5 protein-coding genes are annotated in these 16,185 nt (G+C 73.9%); 3 read left to right on the forward strand and 2 right to left on the reverse strand.

Going from position 1 to position 16,185, the window contains the following annotated elements:
- Positions 1-92 precede the first annotated feature (92 nt).
- The 3 genes from ACZ3J7_RS26190 to ACZ3J7_RS26200 are packed head-to-tail and all read left to right on the forward strand — an operon-like array spanning position 93 to position 8,736.
- Positions 93-5,936 (forward strand): amino acid adenylation domain-containing protein, encoded by a 5,844-nt coding sequence (locus tag ACZ3J7_RS26190; RefSeq protein ID WP_465625306.1) that lies wholly within the window; start codon positions 93-95, stop codon positions 5,934-5,936.
- Positions 5,933-7,474 (forward strand): lyase family protein, encoded by a 1,542-nt coding sequence (locus ACZ3J7_RS26195; RefSeq protein WP_465625308.1) that lies wholly within the window; start codon positions 5,933-5,935, stop codon positions 7,472-7,474. The genes ACZ3J7_RS26190 and ACZ3J7_RS26195 overlap by 4 nt, the downstream gene beginning before the upstream one ends.
- Entirely contained in the window at positions 7,471-8,736 is a 1,266-nt protein-coding gene (locus ACZ3J7_RS26200) for an ATP-grasp domain-containing protein (RefSeq protein ID WP_465625310.1), read from the forward strand. The genes ACZ3J7_RS26195 and ACZ3J7_RS26200 overlap by 4 nt, the downstream gene beginning before the upstream one ends.
- A gap of 71 nt (positions 8,737-8,807) precedes the next feature.
- On the opposite strand, the gene ACZ3J7_RS26205 is transcribed toward ACZ3J7_RS26200, so the two are convergent.
- Complete coding sequence (locus tag ACZ3J7_RS26205) at positions 8,808-9,749, reverse strand: ornithine carbamoyltransferase (protein ID WP_465625312.1); 942 nt, start codon at positions 9,747-9,749, stop codon at positions 8,808-8,810.
- Between the two features lie 12 nt (positions 9,750-9,761).
- Positions 9,762-16,184, reverse strand: coding sequence for an amino acid adenylation domain-containing protein (locus ACZ3J7_RS26210; RefSeq protein WP_465625314.1), 6,423 nt, complete (start codon positions 16,182-16,184; stop codon positions 9,762-9,764).
- Position 16,185: the final 1 nt, after the last annotated feature.

The raw sequence follows: 16,185 nt of genomic DNA on the forward strand, positions 1-16,185 counted from the left end.
GAGGACATGGGCGGACGGAGCTGGCCCTCCAGCGGGAGGCGCGCCAGGCACGAGGCACTCGCCGGGCGAACCAGGGCGGGCGGGGTGGGCGAATGAGCGACATCGCGAACGCAGGGTCCCCGGAAGGACGTCGCGAACTCCTGCGCCGGCGGCTCGCCCGCGGCTCCCGCGGCACCCGCACGGAACCGTCCGGGGCCGTGCGGCTCGTCCGGGCGCCGCTGTCGCACGGGCAGCGGCGCCTGTGGCTGGCGGACCAGGTCAGCGGTCCGTCACCCGACTACAACGTGCCGCTGGCCTGGTGGCTGGACGGCCCGGTGGACGACGCGGCTCTGCGTCGCGCACTGGAGGCGGTCACCGACCGGCACGACATCCTGCGTACCCGGTACCGGGACGACGGCGAGCCCTGCCAGGTCGTGGAGCCTCCGGGGCCGCCGGCCTGGGGGACCGTCGACCTGAGCGGCCTGCCGACCGCCACGGCCGAGGCGCAGGCCGCGCTCCTGGCCGACGACGACGCGGTGCAACCCTTCGACCTGGCCGCCGGGCCGGTCCTACGGGCCCGGCTGTACCGGATCGCCGAGCAGCGGCGGATGCTGACCGTCGTCGTGCACCACATCGCCTTCGACGGCTGGTCGGCCACCGTCCTCGAACGCGAACTGGGCCTCCTGTACGGTGCCTTCACCCGTGGTGACCCCGATCCGCTGCCGGCCCCCGTGCTCCAGTACGCGGACGTCGCCGCCGCACAACGGCTGCGGGACGACACCCCGGCCGTTCGAGAGGGGATCGCGTTCTGGTCGCGTCGGCTCGACGGCCTGAGGCGCCAGGACGTCCCCGCCGACCGCCCCCGGCCGGCCGAGGCCACCCGCGCGGGGGCGGAGCACTCCTTCGGGTTCCCCCCGGACCTCACCGGCCGGCTGGAGGCACTCGCCCGCGCTCACGACGCCACCCTGTTCATGGTCCTGCTGGCCGCCTACCACTTGCTCCTCTCCCGGCGCACCGGCTCCGCCGACATCGCCACCGGGACCGCCGCCGCGCACCGCGACGACCCGGCGCACGAGGATCTGATCGGGTACTTCGTCGACGTCGTGGTGCTGCGGTCGGACGTCTCGGCGGCGGCCACCTTCCCCGCTCTCCTGAACGAGGTCAAGCGGACCGCACTCGACGGTTTCGCGCACCGGGCGGTGCCCTTCGAGCAGGTGCTGGACGCGGTCGGCGGCTCGACGCGCACCGGTCACGGGACGCCGTTCTTCCAGTCGCTGTTCGGCCTGCACACCGCACCGAGACACACGTTGGCCCTGACGGGCGCGGAGGTCACCGAACGCCGCTACCGGACCACCAGGGCCGTCTACGACCTGGCGCTGTCCGTCGTCACGGAGGACGGTGGGCTGCGCGGCTACCTCGACTACGGCACCGAGTTGTTCGACGAGAGCACGATCACCGCGTTCGCCGAGGAGTACGTCGCGCTGCTCGCGGAACTGGCCGAAGATCCCGACCGCCCGCTGGAGCGGTTCCCGTCGGCGGCCGTGTCAACAGCCATACCGGCAGCCGTGACCCGGTCGGAGCAGCAGTCGGAGCCGCGGCCCGAGCCGGCCGAGGAGCCCGAGCCCGGCCCGCTGGAGCTGGAGCGTGTCATCGCGGCGGTCTACGCCGAACTGCTCGGGGCAGACCGGATCGGCGTCCACCAGGACCTGCGCGCCGCGGGCGCGGACTCGCTGGTCAGCGTGCGGGCGGCCGGACGGCTCCGGGAAGCGCTCGGCGTCCCGGTGCCGATCCGCTCGGTGGTCAAGGCCCGCACGGTCGCGGACCTCGCCGCCGCTCTCGGCGGGACCGCCACGCCGGTGGGCCGCGCCGAGGAGGGGACCGCAGCCCACGGGGACGAACTCCCGTTGTCCCCGGCCCAGCGGAGCATCTGGTTCCTGACCCGTCTGCGGCCGGACCGCACCGACTACCTGCTACCCGTCGTCCGGCGCCTCGACGGCCCCGTGGACGCCGAACTGCTCCGCCGCGCCCTGGAACGGGTCGTGGCGCGGCAGGAGGCCCTCCGCGCGGAATTCGGCCAGACCGCAGGACGCCCCGTCCAGCGGATCGCGGACGCCGCGGCCGTTCCGTGGTGCGTTCACGATCTGCGCGGCCTCGCTCCTGAGGAGGCCGGAGCGAGCCGTCGGCGGCTAATCGCCGAAGAGGCCGGTCGGCCTTTCGACCTCACCCGCGCGCCCCTGGTCCGCGGCCTGCTGCTGCGCACTGCTGAGACGGAGCACACCCTCGTCCTGACCGCCCACCACATCGTCTTCGACGGCTGGTCGGTCGGAGTGCTGCTCGCCGATCTCGACGCGGAGTACCGCGGGCTGCTGGGCCTGGACACCGCGCCACCCCACCTGCGCACGGGCTACGCCGCCCACGCCGCAGAGCTGCCGGGGCTGTTGGACGGCCCGACGACACGTGAGCAGACCGCCGAGCGGGTCGGCGTTCTCACTGGCGCGCCAGCGCTGGGCCTCCCGCCCTCCGACGAGCGGCCTGATCCGGGGGCGTCGGTCGGAGGACGCGTGTCGCTGGTCCTGCCGGCCGACCTGACCCGGGAACTCCGAAGGCTCGCCGACGCGCAGAACACCTCGATCTTCACGGTGCTCCTCGGCGCCGTCACCCTGCTGCTCGGCCGACTGGCCGGGCAGCGCGACCTCCTGGTCGGCGTTCCTTTCGCGGGTCGGTCGCGCCCCGAACTCGACCGGGTGATCGGGATGTTCCTCAACACCCTCGTGGTGCGCGCCGACCTGTCCGGACGGCCGTCCTTCCGTGCCCTGCTCGACCGCACCGACGCGGCTGTGACCGAGGCGCTCGCCGCGTGCGAGGTGCCGTTCGAGCAACTGGTCGAGGCCCTCAACCCGCCGCGCTCGCTGGACCGCACACCGCTCGTCGACGTGCTGTTCAACTTCGACAACACCCCGCCGGCCGCTTCCCGCCTGGGCCTCGCCAGGATGGTCGCGGACGACGTGGAGACGAGCGACCCCAAGTTCCCCCTGACCGTCTACGGCTCCCGCGAGACGGACACGATCCGCCTGGAATGGGTGTTCCGCACCGATGTCCTCGGGCCGCGGCAGGTCACCGAGATGACCCGGCAGTTCAGTCGTCTGCTGACCCGTGCCACCGCGGACCCGGACGCCTGCGTCGAGGGCTACTCGCTGCGCACCCCCGACAGCGATGCCGTCCTGCCGCAGCCCGACGCCGCGCTGGTCCCGCGCGAAGCGCCCCCGGTCGCGGAACAGTTCCGTGCGGTGGCGGCCCGCCACCGGGACCTGCCCGCGGTCACCCACGACGGTGCCACCTGCACCTACGGCTGCCTCGACGAGCACGTCCGGGACGTCGCCGCCATGGTCGGCCGACTGACCGGGCCCCGGGACGTCGTCGCCCTGCGGCTGCCGTCCTCGCCCGGCCTGGCGGCCGGCATGCTCGGCGTCCTGGCGGCCGGGCGCACGCTCCTGGTGGTCGACCCCGCGCTGCCCGTGCAGCGCACCCGGCTGCTGCTCCAGGAGGCCGGTGCCCGACTGGTGCTCGGCGGCGACGGCCGACCAGTCGGCCCGTCCCACACCGGTCTGGACATCGGGCCGGACCCCGCTCTGAACACGGACCGGGCCGGTGACCACGCACCGGCGGGGGTCCAGCTCCCAGTCCGCCCCGGGGACACCGTCGGCTACCTGGCCTTCACCTCCGGCTCGACCGGTGTCCCCAAGGGCGTGGCCGGCTCCGCCCGAGGGCTGGCCCGCTTCCTCGCCTGGCAGCGCGACACCTTCGAGGTCGGCCCCGGAGACCGGGTCGCGCAGCTCACCGCGCTCTCCTTCGACGTGCTGTACCGCGATGTCCTCCTGCCGCTGGTCAGCGGAGCCACTCTGGACATCCCACCGGCCGGCGTGCACGCCGCCGCGCCCGAGCCGCTGTTCGCGTGGATGCGGGCCCGGGGCACCACCCGCCTGCACAGCGTGCCCTCGGTGGCCAGGTCGTGGCTCGCCGGCCCGTACGCCGACCGCAGGCTGCCGAACCTGCGCACGGTCTTCTTCGCCGGCGAGCCGCTCACCGGGGCACTGGTGGACGAGGTGCGCCAGCGCTTCGGCGAGGCCGAGCTCGTCAACCTGTACGGGCCCACCGAGACGACCCTGGCCAAGCTCGTCCACCGGGTGCCAGACGGCCGTGCCCCTGCCACGATCCCGGTGGGCCGTCCGCTGCCCGGCTGCCAGGCGCTGCTGCTGAACCCCGCCGGTGTGCCGTGCGGGGTGGGGGAGCCAGGCGAGGTCGTGCTGCGCACGCCCGATCGCAGCCACGGCTACCTCGCCGCTCCGGCCGGGGAGCGCGCCCGTTTCTTCGCCAACCCCTTCACCGATGATCCGTACGACATCCTCTACCGCACCGGCGACCGGGGCCGCTACCGCCCGGACGGCACGCTGGAACTGCTCGGACGGCTCGACGGTCAGCTCAAGGTGCGCGGAGTCCGCGTCGAGCCCGGCGAGATCGAAGCCCAGCTGTGCCGCCACCCCGCCGTGACGGCCGCCGTGGTCACCGTCCAGCCCGGCACCGACGGGACCGACGGCGTGCTCGCCGCGTGGCTGGAGACGGCCGACCCGGCCCCGAACGCCGCCGAGCTGCGGGCGTTCCTCGCTGAGAGCCTCCCCTCCTACCTCCTCCCCGGCGTCTACTACCGCGTCGAACGGATTCCCACCACCGCCTCGGGCAAGACTGACCGCCGCGGGCTCGCCGTCCTGCCCCGCACCCAACTGACCTCCGGCGAACGGAGGCGAGCGCCGCGAAACCCCACCGAGACTCTGCTCGCCGACGTCTGGCGCCAGGTGCTCGGTACCGGACCGGTCGGCATCCACGACAACTTCTTCGAGCTGGGTGGTGATTCGTTGCGCCTTGTGCACGTCACCTCGCTCCTCCGCGACCAGGGCGTTCCGCTGGACGTCCGGGACCACTACGAGCACCAGACCGTCGCAGCGCTCGGCCGGCTGGTCGACGCCCGCGTCGCGGAGGAGGCGCCCCACGAGCACGACGGGCCGATGGTGCGGCTCTCCCCGGGCGGTGGACGCCCGCTGTTCTGCGTCCACCCGGGCGGGGGCAGCGCCGCGTGGTACGCCGCCCTGGCCCGTGCCGTACCCGCGGACCGTCCGGTACTGGCGTTCGAACTCCCCGGCGCCTACGGGACGGGGGAGGCGCTCTCCACGATCGAGGACCTCGCCGCCTGCTACGTCGACCGGCTCCGAAAGGAACAGCCCGCCGGCCCCTACGCCCTGCTCGGTTGGTCGCTCGGCGGCCTGATCGCCTTCGAGATGGCACGCCAACTCGCCGCCGCCGGACACCAGGTCGACCCGCTGGTCCTGTTGGAGCCGACTCTCCCGGAGGACCCGACCTCGACCGCCGGCCACCGCACCACGGCAGAGCTCTACCGCCGGGCGGAGGAGTTGGTCGAGCACGCGGGCGCGGTGCCACCCGGCGACCCCGAGCACCTCCGACGGCTCGCCGACGTCACCGCTTTCTTCGCCGAGGTCGGCTGGCCCCCGTACGAGGCCGAGCTGGCTGGAGTCCTGCCGCTGCGCGCCTGCCGCCTGCTGCACACGGCCGTCGCCGACTACCGGCCCTCGTCGGCACTGCGGGGCTCCGCCCACCTGGTGCTCTCCCGGGAAGGCCGCGACGCGAGCCCCGACCACCCGTCCGGGGTCCTGCACGACTCGGCCGAGCGCTACATCGCGGCATGGGAGCGCCTCGTCGACGGGGCGCTCCCCGTCCGTCACAGTGGCCTCGACCACATGGCGATGATCGGCCCCGGTAACGCCGCGGACCTCGCCACCCTCTGCGAGGAACTGCTCCGCACGCTCCCACCCGCCCCGTCCCGCGCGGCGCGCGGTGTTCCGGACCCCGCGGCCCCGCACCCGACAACCGAGGAAGGAACCCGGTGAACACCGACCAGAGCGACGCCATCGGCACGCTGACCGGTCGCATCTCGCGGCCCCCGGCCGCGCTGCTGCACGACGAGGTCCTCGCCCCGCAGTTCGCCTACGACTCCCGCCACCTCCTCCCGCACTACCTGCAGGGCGAGAAGGCCCTGCTCCTGGAGTCGCGGCGACTCGGCGTGCTCACCGACGCCCAGGTCCGGGCGGTCGCCTCGGCCCTCGACCGCATCGCCGACACCGGGCTGGTCGCGGACCCGGCGGCTAACCTGTCCGACCTCTCCTTCGCGATCGAGGTCTCGGTCGCCCGCCTGCTGGACGAGCCGGTGCCGACCTGGCGGGTCGACCGCAGCCGCAACGACTTCCAGGCCTGCGCCCAACTGCGGCTCGGCCGCGCGCAGACGGTGCAGACCGCGGTCGAGCTCCTGCGCTGCGCCACCGCCGTCCACGGCCTCGCCTCCCGCCACGTCCACGACGTGATGCCCGGCTACACCCACCTCCAGGCCGCCCAGGTGGTCAGCCCCGCCTTCTACCTCGGTGCGTTGACCGAGCACCTCCTCCACACCGCGGACCGGCTGCTCGCCGGCTACGACCGCAGCGACGCCTGCCCGCTGGGCGCCGGCGCGATGGCGGGCCAACTGCTGCCCTGGGACCGTGACCGGCTGGCCGGACTGCTCGGGTACCGCGGAGCGGACCCGCACGCCCTCGCCTCGGTGGCGTCCCGCGGCTGGGTCCTCGAACTGGCCTCCGAGTGTGCGACGTTCGGCATCGGCATGAGCCGCTTCCTCACCGACCTGATGGCCTGGGCCGGCGGCGAGCACGGCTTCGTCGAACTGCCCGACGAACTGGCCGCGATCTCCTCCGCCATGCCGCAGAAGAAGAACTACCCCATCCTGGAGAGGCTGCGCGGCAAGAGCACCCACGCCCTCTCCTGGTACGTCGACGTCGCCACCACCCAGCGCGCCACCCCGTTCAGCAACACCGTCGAGGTGTCCAAGGAGGGCTCGGCCCAACTCGTCCAACAGATGGAAGGGTTGCGGACCATGCTGCGCCTGGCGACCGTGGTGTTCGACAACCTCGTCTTCCGGGTCGGCCGCCTACGCGAGCGCTGCGAGCAGGAGTACCTGGGCGCGTTCTCCCTCGCCACCGAGCTCACGCTGACCGACGGCCTGCCCTGGCGCGAGGCCCAGGTCGTCACCGGCCAGTACGTGCTGGCCGCCCAGGACGACGGCCGGCCGAGCAGCGACGGCGACCCGGAACTGCTGCGCACCCTCGCCGCGTCCCACGGGTACCGGGCCGACCGCACCGCCGAGACGCTGGACACCGTCCTGCGACCCCAGGAGGAGCTGGCACGCCGTGCCACCTCGGGCTCCGCCGCGCCTGCGGAGACCACAGCCCTGCTCGACCGCCAGGCCGTCCGGCTCAAGGCGCTGACCGAGCAGTGGAACCAGCGCCGGGAGGTGCCGGAGCGTGCTGCCCGGCACGTCGCCCGGTTGCTCGGCGACGACGGACCCCGCGACCCGCAGAACGGAACCGAACCCGCATGACACCGATGATCGCCCCGTCGGACGACGCGCCCGCGTACGAGTCGCCGGCCCTCGTCTTCGTCGAATCGAACACGACCGGCACCGGCATGATCGCTCTCACCTCCGCCCGCGCGGCCGGTGCGCGGCCGGTCCTGCTCACCGCGGACCCGACCCGGTACCGGGGCCTGGACGCCACCGGGAGCACCGTCATCCGGTGTGACACCAATTCCCCCGCACAGCTGGAAGAGGCGGTTCGCGCCCTGCCCGGTGCCATCGCGGGCGTGACCACCACCAGCGACTTCTACGTGGTTCCGGCGGCCGAACTCGCGGCGCTGCTGGGGTTGCCCGGCCATCCGCCCGAAGCGGTGCGGACCTGTCGTGACAAGGCCCGAGCACGCGAGCTGCTGCGGGAGGCCGGTCTCCGGCAGCCGCGATTCGCCTCCGTGCGCGCGGTTGGGGAGGCGGCGTCCGCGGTGGCCTCCGTCGGGCTTCCCTGCGTGGTGAAGCCGGTCGGTGGCTCCGGATCCGAACTGGTGAGGCTGTGCGACACGGCCGAGCAGGCCGAACAGGCCGTCCGCACCGTCCTAGAGGTCCGTACGAACATCCGCGGCCAGCGGGTCGAACCGGTCGCGCTCATGGAAGAGTTCCTGGACGGCCCCGAGTTCAGCGTCGAGATGTTCGGCCTGGCCGGCGAGCCGTACTGCGTCGGCGTCACCCGCAAATCGGTCACCCCGGGGGAACACTGCGTCGAGACCCGGCACGTCTACCCGGCCCCGCTGCCCGAGGCCGACCGCGCCCGGCTCGCCGACTACGCGGGCACCGTGCTCGGCGTGCTCGGCCTCACGGCCGGGCCCGCTCACCTGGAGATCCGGCTCACCGCCCGCGGCCCCGAACTGGTGGAGGTCAACCCGCGGCTCGCCGGTGGCATGATCCCCGAACTGGTCCGGCTGGCCGAAGGCCGCGACCTGCTGCGCGGTCAGCTCGACGTGGCGACCGGCCGGGCCGTCGAATTGGCGCCCGTGCGCGGCCGCTGCGCCGGTGTGGCCTTCCTGCTCCCACCCGGACCCGGAACGGTTGCCCGGGTGACCGGAGTCGAGGACGCCGAGGCTGTTCCGGGGGTGACCCAGGTGATCGTGGGCGCCACACCCGGACGGACGGTGCGCAGCGCGCGTGACGCGTACGACCGCCTCGGCTCGGTCATCGCCCACGGCGCCGACGCGGCCGAGGTGGACGCCGTCCTGGACGAGGCGATCAGCCTGATCGGCATCGAACTGACCCACTGAGAAGACCGAGGAGAGGGCCGCGCCCGACCGGGCGCGGCCCTCTCCCGCGACCTGCGGCAAGGTGCCCGCCGTTACGCGCCGGGGCCCGCCATGCCGCGCACCGACCATTCCAGCACGGCCATCGCCGAGGTCATCTTGTGGTGGGCCTGGCGCCAGGCCAGTGACGCCGGCCCGTCGAGCACGTCGTCGTCGACGTCCTGGCCGCGCACCGCCGGCAGGTCGTGGAGGAACACCGGCCCTTCTCCGGACGCGCGGGCGACCTCGTCCAGCATCGTGCGGGTCACCCGGAAGCCGTCGAAGGCCGCGAGCCAGTCGTTCCCGTCGTGCCGCACGCCCATGGTCTGCCAGCGGGTGGCGTACACCGCGTCCACGCCGCGGGGAAGGGACCGGACGTCGTGCCGCTCCTCTATCCGGTCGGCCCCGTCCAGCTTCTCCAGCTTCTCCAGGGTGTGCGGGGGGAACCCGAAGCCCTCCGGGGTGACCAGGGTGAGTGCCAGTCCCGGGTGGGCGGCGACTGCCATCGCGAGTGCCGCGGCGCTGCTGTTGCCCTCGCCGACGTAGAGGATCCTGCGGCCGGACAGCTCCCCGAAGTGCTCGCGCAGCGTGGCCAGGTCGCCGATCGCCTGGGTGGGGTGCTCGTCGCGGGTCAGCGCGTTGACGATCGGGACGTCCGAGGCGGCGGCGATCTCGCGCAGCTCCTCCATGCCGTCGTTGGTGCGCAGTACGAGGGCGTCGAGGTAACCGGACATGACCCGGGCGGTGTCGCTCCAGGTCTCGCCGGTGTTCACCTGCAGGTCGTCCGGCCCGTAGAAGACCGTCGACGCGCCGAGGCGCTGCGCCCCGGCCTGGAAGGCGCTGCGGGTGCGGGTCGAGGTGCGGCGGAAGTAGACGCCGACCACGCGGTCCGCGAGGGGAAGCCCCCGCTGCCGCGGGTCGGCGAAGCACACCGCCCGGTCGACCAGGTGGCGGACGGTCTCCTGGTCCAGGTCGGCGAGGGAGAGGAGGTGGTGCATGGGACGGTCCTTTCAGACGGAGGACGGATCGCCCTCGGAGGCAGGGGCGTGGGCCGCGAGGGAGTCGCGGATCTCGGCGTCGGACATCCCGGCGATCTCGGCCTCGATCAAGGACTCGACGAATGCGGCCTGTTCGGCGAGCGTGGGCCGCTCGTAGAGGGCGGTCAGCGGGATGTCCAGCTGGAAGTCGCTGCGCATCCGGGCACCGATCCGGGCCAGCGCCAAGGAGTGGCCGCCCAGGTCGAAGAACCGGTCACCGGGGGAGACCCGGTCCACCGGCAGGACGCTCAGCCAGACTTCCGCGACGGCTCGTTCGGCCTCGGTCAGGGGGGTCGGGTCGGTGCTGGCGGGCCAGGCCGGTACGGCACCCGGCACCGGTAGGGAGCGCCGGTCGACTTTGCCGGTCCGACTGAGCGGCAACCGGTCGAGCACCGTGATCGCGTCCGGGACGGCGTGCCTGGGCAGCCGGTTCCGGAGGAACGCCCGGATCCCGGCCGGGTCCGGCCGGTCCGCCCCGGAGGGCACGACGTAACCGACCAGCATCGGGCCAGCCTCCGGGTGCTCGTGGACGGCGGCGGCCGCGGCCCCCAGTCCGGGGAAGGCCGCCAGGGCGCTCTCCACCTCGTCGAGCTCCACCCGGTACCCGCGCACCTTGACCTGGTTGTCCGAGCGGCCGAGCAGCTGCAGCCGTCCGTCCGTCCCCAGCCGGGCGGTGTCACCGGTCGCGTACATGCGAGTGCCAGGAGGCCCCCAGGGGTCGGGGAGGAAGACCGCGGCGGTCGCCGCCGGGGCGCCCAGGTACCCCCGGGCGACCTGGGGCCCCGCCACGTGCAGCGTTCCGGTCACGCCGGGTGGTACGGGGCGCAGGCGGGCATCCAGGACGTAGGCGCGGGTACCGGACAGGGGCCGTCCGACCGGGACGGCCCGGGTCCGCGCGTCGAGGGGTTCCCCGTCCGCCAGGTCCGCGTGGGTGACCACGCAGGTCGCCTCGGTCGGCCCGTAGGAGTTGATCAACCGCACCCGGGACGGGACGGAGGCCCGCCACTGCTCCAGGTGCGCGTTGTTGGCCTGTTCGCCGCCGATGACCACCAGCCGCAGGCTGTCGGGGAACCGCGGGCTCGGCTCGTTGGCGAGCCACGCGCACAGCAGGTGCCAGAACGCCGTCGGCAGGTCGACGACGGTGGTGCCCGTGGACGCGACACAGGCGAGGAACTCGCCGGGCGACATCCTGGGGTCCTCGGGGAGGACGAGCGTCGCGCCCGCGGTCAGCGTCGTCCACAGCTCCGAGACGAAGGCATCGAAGCCGAACGAGGACATCTGGAGCACCCGGTCCCGGTCGGTGAGCCGGTACGCCAGGGCCGTCACCCGGGCGTAGTGCGACACGCTCGCGTGCTCGATCCCGACCGCCTTCGGCCGCCCGGTCGAACCCGAGGTGTAGATGACGTACGCGAGATCCGTGGGGGACGTCCGTACGGGCCCCGGCCCCGGTACCGCTTCCCCGGCCGGTTCGAGGTCGAGGGCCATCGCCCGGAACTCCTCCGGCAAGTGGTCGGCCCGACCGTGGGTCAGCACAGCGGCGCAACCGCGGTCACGCAGCAGGAAGGCGACGCGTTCCGCCGGATCGGTGGGGTCCAGGGGGAGGTAGGCCGCCCCGACACGGAGCGTGGCGAGGATCCCCACCACGGTCCCCAGGCGGCGTTCGGCCCACAGGCCGACCACGTCCCCGCGTCCGACACCGCGTTCGCACAGGGTCGCGGCGAGGAGGTTCGCGCGCCGGTCGAGCTCGCGGTAGCTCAGCGCGGTGCCGCCGTGCGCGAGGGCTGGCGTGTCGGGGGCGTGCCGGGCGTGTCCGGCGACCAGCTCGTCCAGGCGTGCGCACGCCCCGCCGGTCCCCGGGTCCGCGGCGCCGGTGAGGGCGGTGAGCGCTCGCCGGTCCGCGTCGTGCAGGAGGTCGAGGGCGCCGATCCGGGTCAGCGGCTGTGCGCCCAGCCGTTCGACGAGTGCGACGAACCGGTCGGCGAGGCGGCCGATCGTGGCCGGGGTGAAGAGCTCGGTGTTGTAGAGGACCCGGCCGGCCAGCCCGCCGTCGGGCGCGGCCACCAGTTCCATGTCCAGGTCGAAGTTGCTTGCCAGGCGGGGCAGGTGGACCGGCGCCACGTCGACGCCGGGCAGCTCCCAGACCGTCGCCGGATCGGGCGAGAGCTGGAACAGCACATCGAAGAGCGGTGTCCGGCTGGCGTCGCGCTCCGGGTTCACCGCTTCCACGACCGCGTCGAAGGGCGCGTGCCGGTGGGTGTGCGCGTCCAGTGTGACGTCCCTGACCCGGCGCAGGACCTCTTCGAAGGTGGGGTCCCCGCTGAGGTCGATCCGCAGCACCAGGGTGTTGACCATGAATCCGACCACGTCGGCGAGGTCCGGGTGGTCGCGCAGGTCCGTCGGTGAGCCCACGGCCACCTCCTCCTGACCGGAGTGCTGCCCGACCAGCACCCCGAAGGCGGCCAGGAAGGCCATGAAGGCGGACGCGCCGTGGGCGGAGCCGAGCGATGCCAGCGCCTCGACCGAGGCGGGCGGCACGGTGAACTCGTGGGTGTCGCCCGCGCCGGAGCGCACTGGCGGCCGCGTCCGGTCGGTGGGCAGCTCGACGAGCGGAAGGTCCCGCAACACCGACGCCCAGTACTCCTCCTCGCCTGCGTAGCGGCCGGCGGCCCGGCGGCCGTGCTCCCAGGCCGCGTAGTCGAGGTAGGACACCGCCGGCGGCTCCACCGGGCCCACCGTGCCGGCCCGCCTCCGCCCGTAGCGGTCGGCGAGATCGGCGGCGATGATCCGTTCTGAGACCGCGTCGAAGGCGATGTGGTGGACCGTGAGGAGCAGCAGGTGGTCGTCGTCGGCCAGACGGACGCACACACGGCGCAGGAAGGGATCGCGCTCCAGGTCGAACCCGACCGCGGCCTCGGCCAGCACCAGCGCGTGCGCCGCATCCTCGCGTTCCTGGGACGGCAGCACGGTCAGGTCGTGCACGACCAGCGGAGTCGGGGGCGCTGGGTCGGGACGCTGGACCGGACCGTCCTCGGTCATGCCGATCCGTACCCGCAGGGCGACGTGCCGCTCCACCACGTCGGCCAGCGCCGCTTCCAGGGCCCGGGTGTCCAGGGGGCCCCGCAGGCGCAGCAGCGTCGGCGAGTTGTACTCGGCGCTGCCCGGGGTGACCTGGGGCAGCATCCACATCCGCCGCTGCCCGCTGGACAGCGGCACCGGGCCGGCCGGGGCCGCCGGGACGCGGAGTTCGACGTCGGCCTCCACCGGCCGTGCCACGGCCGCGAACCGGCGCACGGTCGGCGCGTCGAACAGGTCGCGGACCTTGGCGGAGAGCCGGAGCTCACGGGCCAGGGCGGCGACCACGCGCACCGCCACCAGGCTGTGCCCGCCCAGTTGGAAGAAGTCCTCGTCGACGCCCACTCCGGGCAACCCGAGGACCCGCGCCCACAGCTCGGCGATCGAGAGTTCCAGCGCCGACCCGGGCGCCGCGCCGACCGCGGTCTCGGGGAGGCCGCGCTCCTCCGGTGCGGGGAGTCGGCCGCGGTCGACCTTGCCGGTCACCGAAAGCGGCAAGGCGTCCAGGACGACGTACGTCGCCGGCAGCATGTAGGCGGGCAGGCGGGAGGCCGCGAACCGCCGCCAACCGGCCACGTCCACCGGTGCGCCGGCAGACGTGACGACGTAGCCGACCAGGACCGCGCCGCGCTGCGCGTCCTGCCGCACCGCCACCGCCGCCGCGTCGATGTCCGGGTGTTCGCGCAGCATCGCCGCGATCTCGCCGGGCTCCACCCTGAAGCCGCGGATCTTGACCTGCTCGTCAGCCCGCCACAGGAACTCCAGCCGCCCGTCGGCCCGCAGCCGCGCCAGGTCCCCGGTGCGGTACATCCGGCCGGCGGTGAAGGGGTCGGGCAGGAACCGCTCGGCGGTGAGCGCCGCCCGACCGTGGTAGCCGCGGGCCACGCCCTCGCCACCGATGTACAGTTCGCCGGGCATGCCCGGGGGGACCGGGCGCAGTTCGGCGTCGAGCAGGTACTCGGTGGTCCGCGCGATCGGCCGCCCCAGCGGGACGAAGTCCGGCATACCGGGGTCGATCCGCTGCACGGAGGACCACACGGTGGTCTCGGTGGGACCGTACACCTGGAGCAGCGTGCAGGGCGCGGAGGCCGCGCCGACTCGCGCCACCGCGGCCGGGTCCGCGGCCTGGCCGCCGAACAGCAGCACCCGCAGCCCGGTCGCGAAGGCCGGGGCGTGCCGGGCCAGTTCCTCCACCAGCGCCGCCGTCATGTACATCACGTCGACGCCCCAGTCGGCCAGCCGTTCACCCAGGGCCGCTGGCGCGAAGAGCAGGTCGTGCGGGATCACCCGGAGCACCGCGCCGTGAGCGAGCGCCGTCCACACTTCGAAGGTGAGGGCGTCGAACGAAGGGCTGGACGCCATGCCGACCACGTCGCCCGGACCGATTCCGGCGTAGTCGGTGGTCCCGACGAACCAGTCCAGCGCACGGTGCGGGATGCCGACGCCCTTGGGCGCGCCCGTGGACCCGGACGTGTAGACGACGTAGGCCAGCGCCTCCGGGTCCGTCGGCCGCGGCCGCCGGGGTGCTCCGTCGGCGGCCGGCGGGACCAGGGTCACGGCCAGCACGTCCGGTCCGCCCTGATCCGCGAAACGCGGCACGAGGGTCTCCGACGTCAGCAGCAGCCGCACCCCGGTGGCGGCGAACGTGTCGGCCCGTCGGCGCTGCGGGTGTTCGGGGTCCACGGGCACGTAGCAGCCGCCTGCGCGGAGCACCGCCAGCATCGCCACGACGAGCTCGGGGCCACGGCCGAAGCAGACGCCCACCGGGCTCTCCGGGCCGACGCCGCGGGCCGTCAACTCGGCCGCCCACGCGTCGGCCAGCGCGTCCAGCCGCCCGTAGTCGAGCCTGCCGTCCTCACCCCACAGCACCGCGGGGGCGTCCGGTCGGCTGCGCACCTGTTCGGCGATCAGCTCCAAGACCCGGCCGGGCCGGTCGCCCGGGTGGTCCGGGCCGGGAGCGAACGCCTCCGTCAACCGCGCGCGGTCCGCCTCGTCCACCAGGTCCAGTGTTCCGACCACGGCCTCGGGGCGGGTCGCGATGCCGTGCAGGAACCGGGTGAGGGTGGAGGCCAAGGAGGCGGCGCTCTCCGCGTCGATGCTCTCCGGACGGCACACCAACTCACCGGCGAGCGCCTCGCCCGGGGTGACGACCACGGCGATGCCGTAGCCGGAGTCCACGAGGGCCTCGACCGGCTCGCACCGCAGCCCGGCCGGCAGCTCCGCGGCGTCGAGAACGGGCAGTGCCTGCACCGTGATCAGTGAGTCGAACAGCGGCTTGGGCCGCGGCACGGCACTCCACCCCTGGATGTCGGAGAGGGAGGCGTGCTCGTGGCCGCGCTGCTCGGTCAACGTGCGGTGCAGCCCGGCCAGCCAGGGGCCGACCGGCGCGACCGGGTCGACCGTCACCCGGACCGGCACCGTGTTCACGAGCATGCCCACCACGGCGTCCGCCTCGGGCAGGTCCAGCAACCGGCCGCTGCGCACCGCGCCGAACACCACGTCCTGCTCTCCGCTGAACGCCGACAGAGTCAAGGCCCACGCGGCCTCCACGACCGTGGTCAGGGTGATCCGGCTACGGCGGGTCAACTCCCGCAGCCACACGGTCGATTCCGCGCTGAGCGTGAACGGCAGCCGGATCGGCCGTCCCGGCGGGGCGGTCGGTGCGGGGGTGGGTAGGCGCAGCACCGTCGGGGCCTCGAAGCCGCTCAGCCGGTCCCGCCAGAAGCGCTCCTGCCCGGCCTCGTCGCGTGACCGCAGCCAGGCGAGGTAGCGGGAGTGCGGCACCGGTTCGGGGAGCTCGGCGGTCCGGCCCTCACGAGCGGCCCGGTACAGCGCGAACACCTCGTGCAGCACCACGGTGGCGCTCCAGCCGTCGAGCACGATGTGCTGGCTGGTCCACAGCAGTTCGTGCAGGTCCTCGCCGAGGCGTACCAGGACGATCGAGAGGGGTGGCTCGGTGGCCAGGTCGAGGCCCGGGCTCCGCCGGGTGCCCAGCAACTCCTCGATGCGCCGACGCTGCTCCGCACCGGGAAGCCCCGTCAGGTCGACCTCCTCCCAGGGAACCGTGATCCGGTCACGGACCACTGCGAGCGGCTGTTCCAGTCCTTCCCAGAGCACCGCAGTCCGCAGTGCCTCGTGGCGGTCGGCGACCGCTTGCCAGGCCGCGCGGAAGGCCGCCGCGTCCAGCGGTCCGGTCAGCCGGTAGCGGTCCTGCTCCAGGTAGACCCCGGCGCGTTCGTCGTGCAGGCGGTGGAACAGCATGCCGGCTTGGGCCGGGGACAGCGGGTGGACACCCACGACGCCCGGGGTGGAGGAAGCGGTCACA

This window comes from Kitasatospora sp. NPDC015121, assembly GCF_055562955.1.

Bases quoted from the DNA above. Each gene is read 5' to 3' on its own strand.
- ACZ3J7_RS26190 (WP_465625306.1), top strand. From the start codon at position 93: ATGAGCGACATCGCGAACGCAGGGTCCCCGGAAGGACGTCGCGAACTC.
- ACZ3J7_RS26200 (WP_465625310.1), top strand. From the start codon at position 7,471: ATGACACCGATGATCGCCCCGTCGGACGACGCGCCCGCGTACGAGTCG.
- ACZ3J7_RS26205 (WP_465625312.1), bottom strand. From the start codon at position 9,749: ATGCACCACCTCCTCTCCCTCGCCGACCTGGACCAGGAGACCGTCCGC.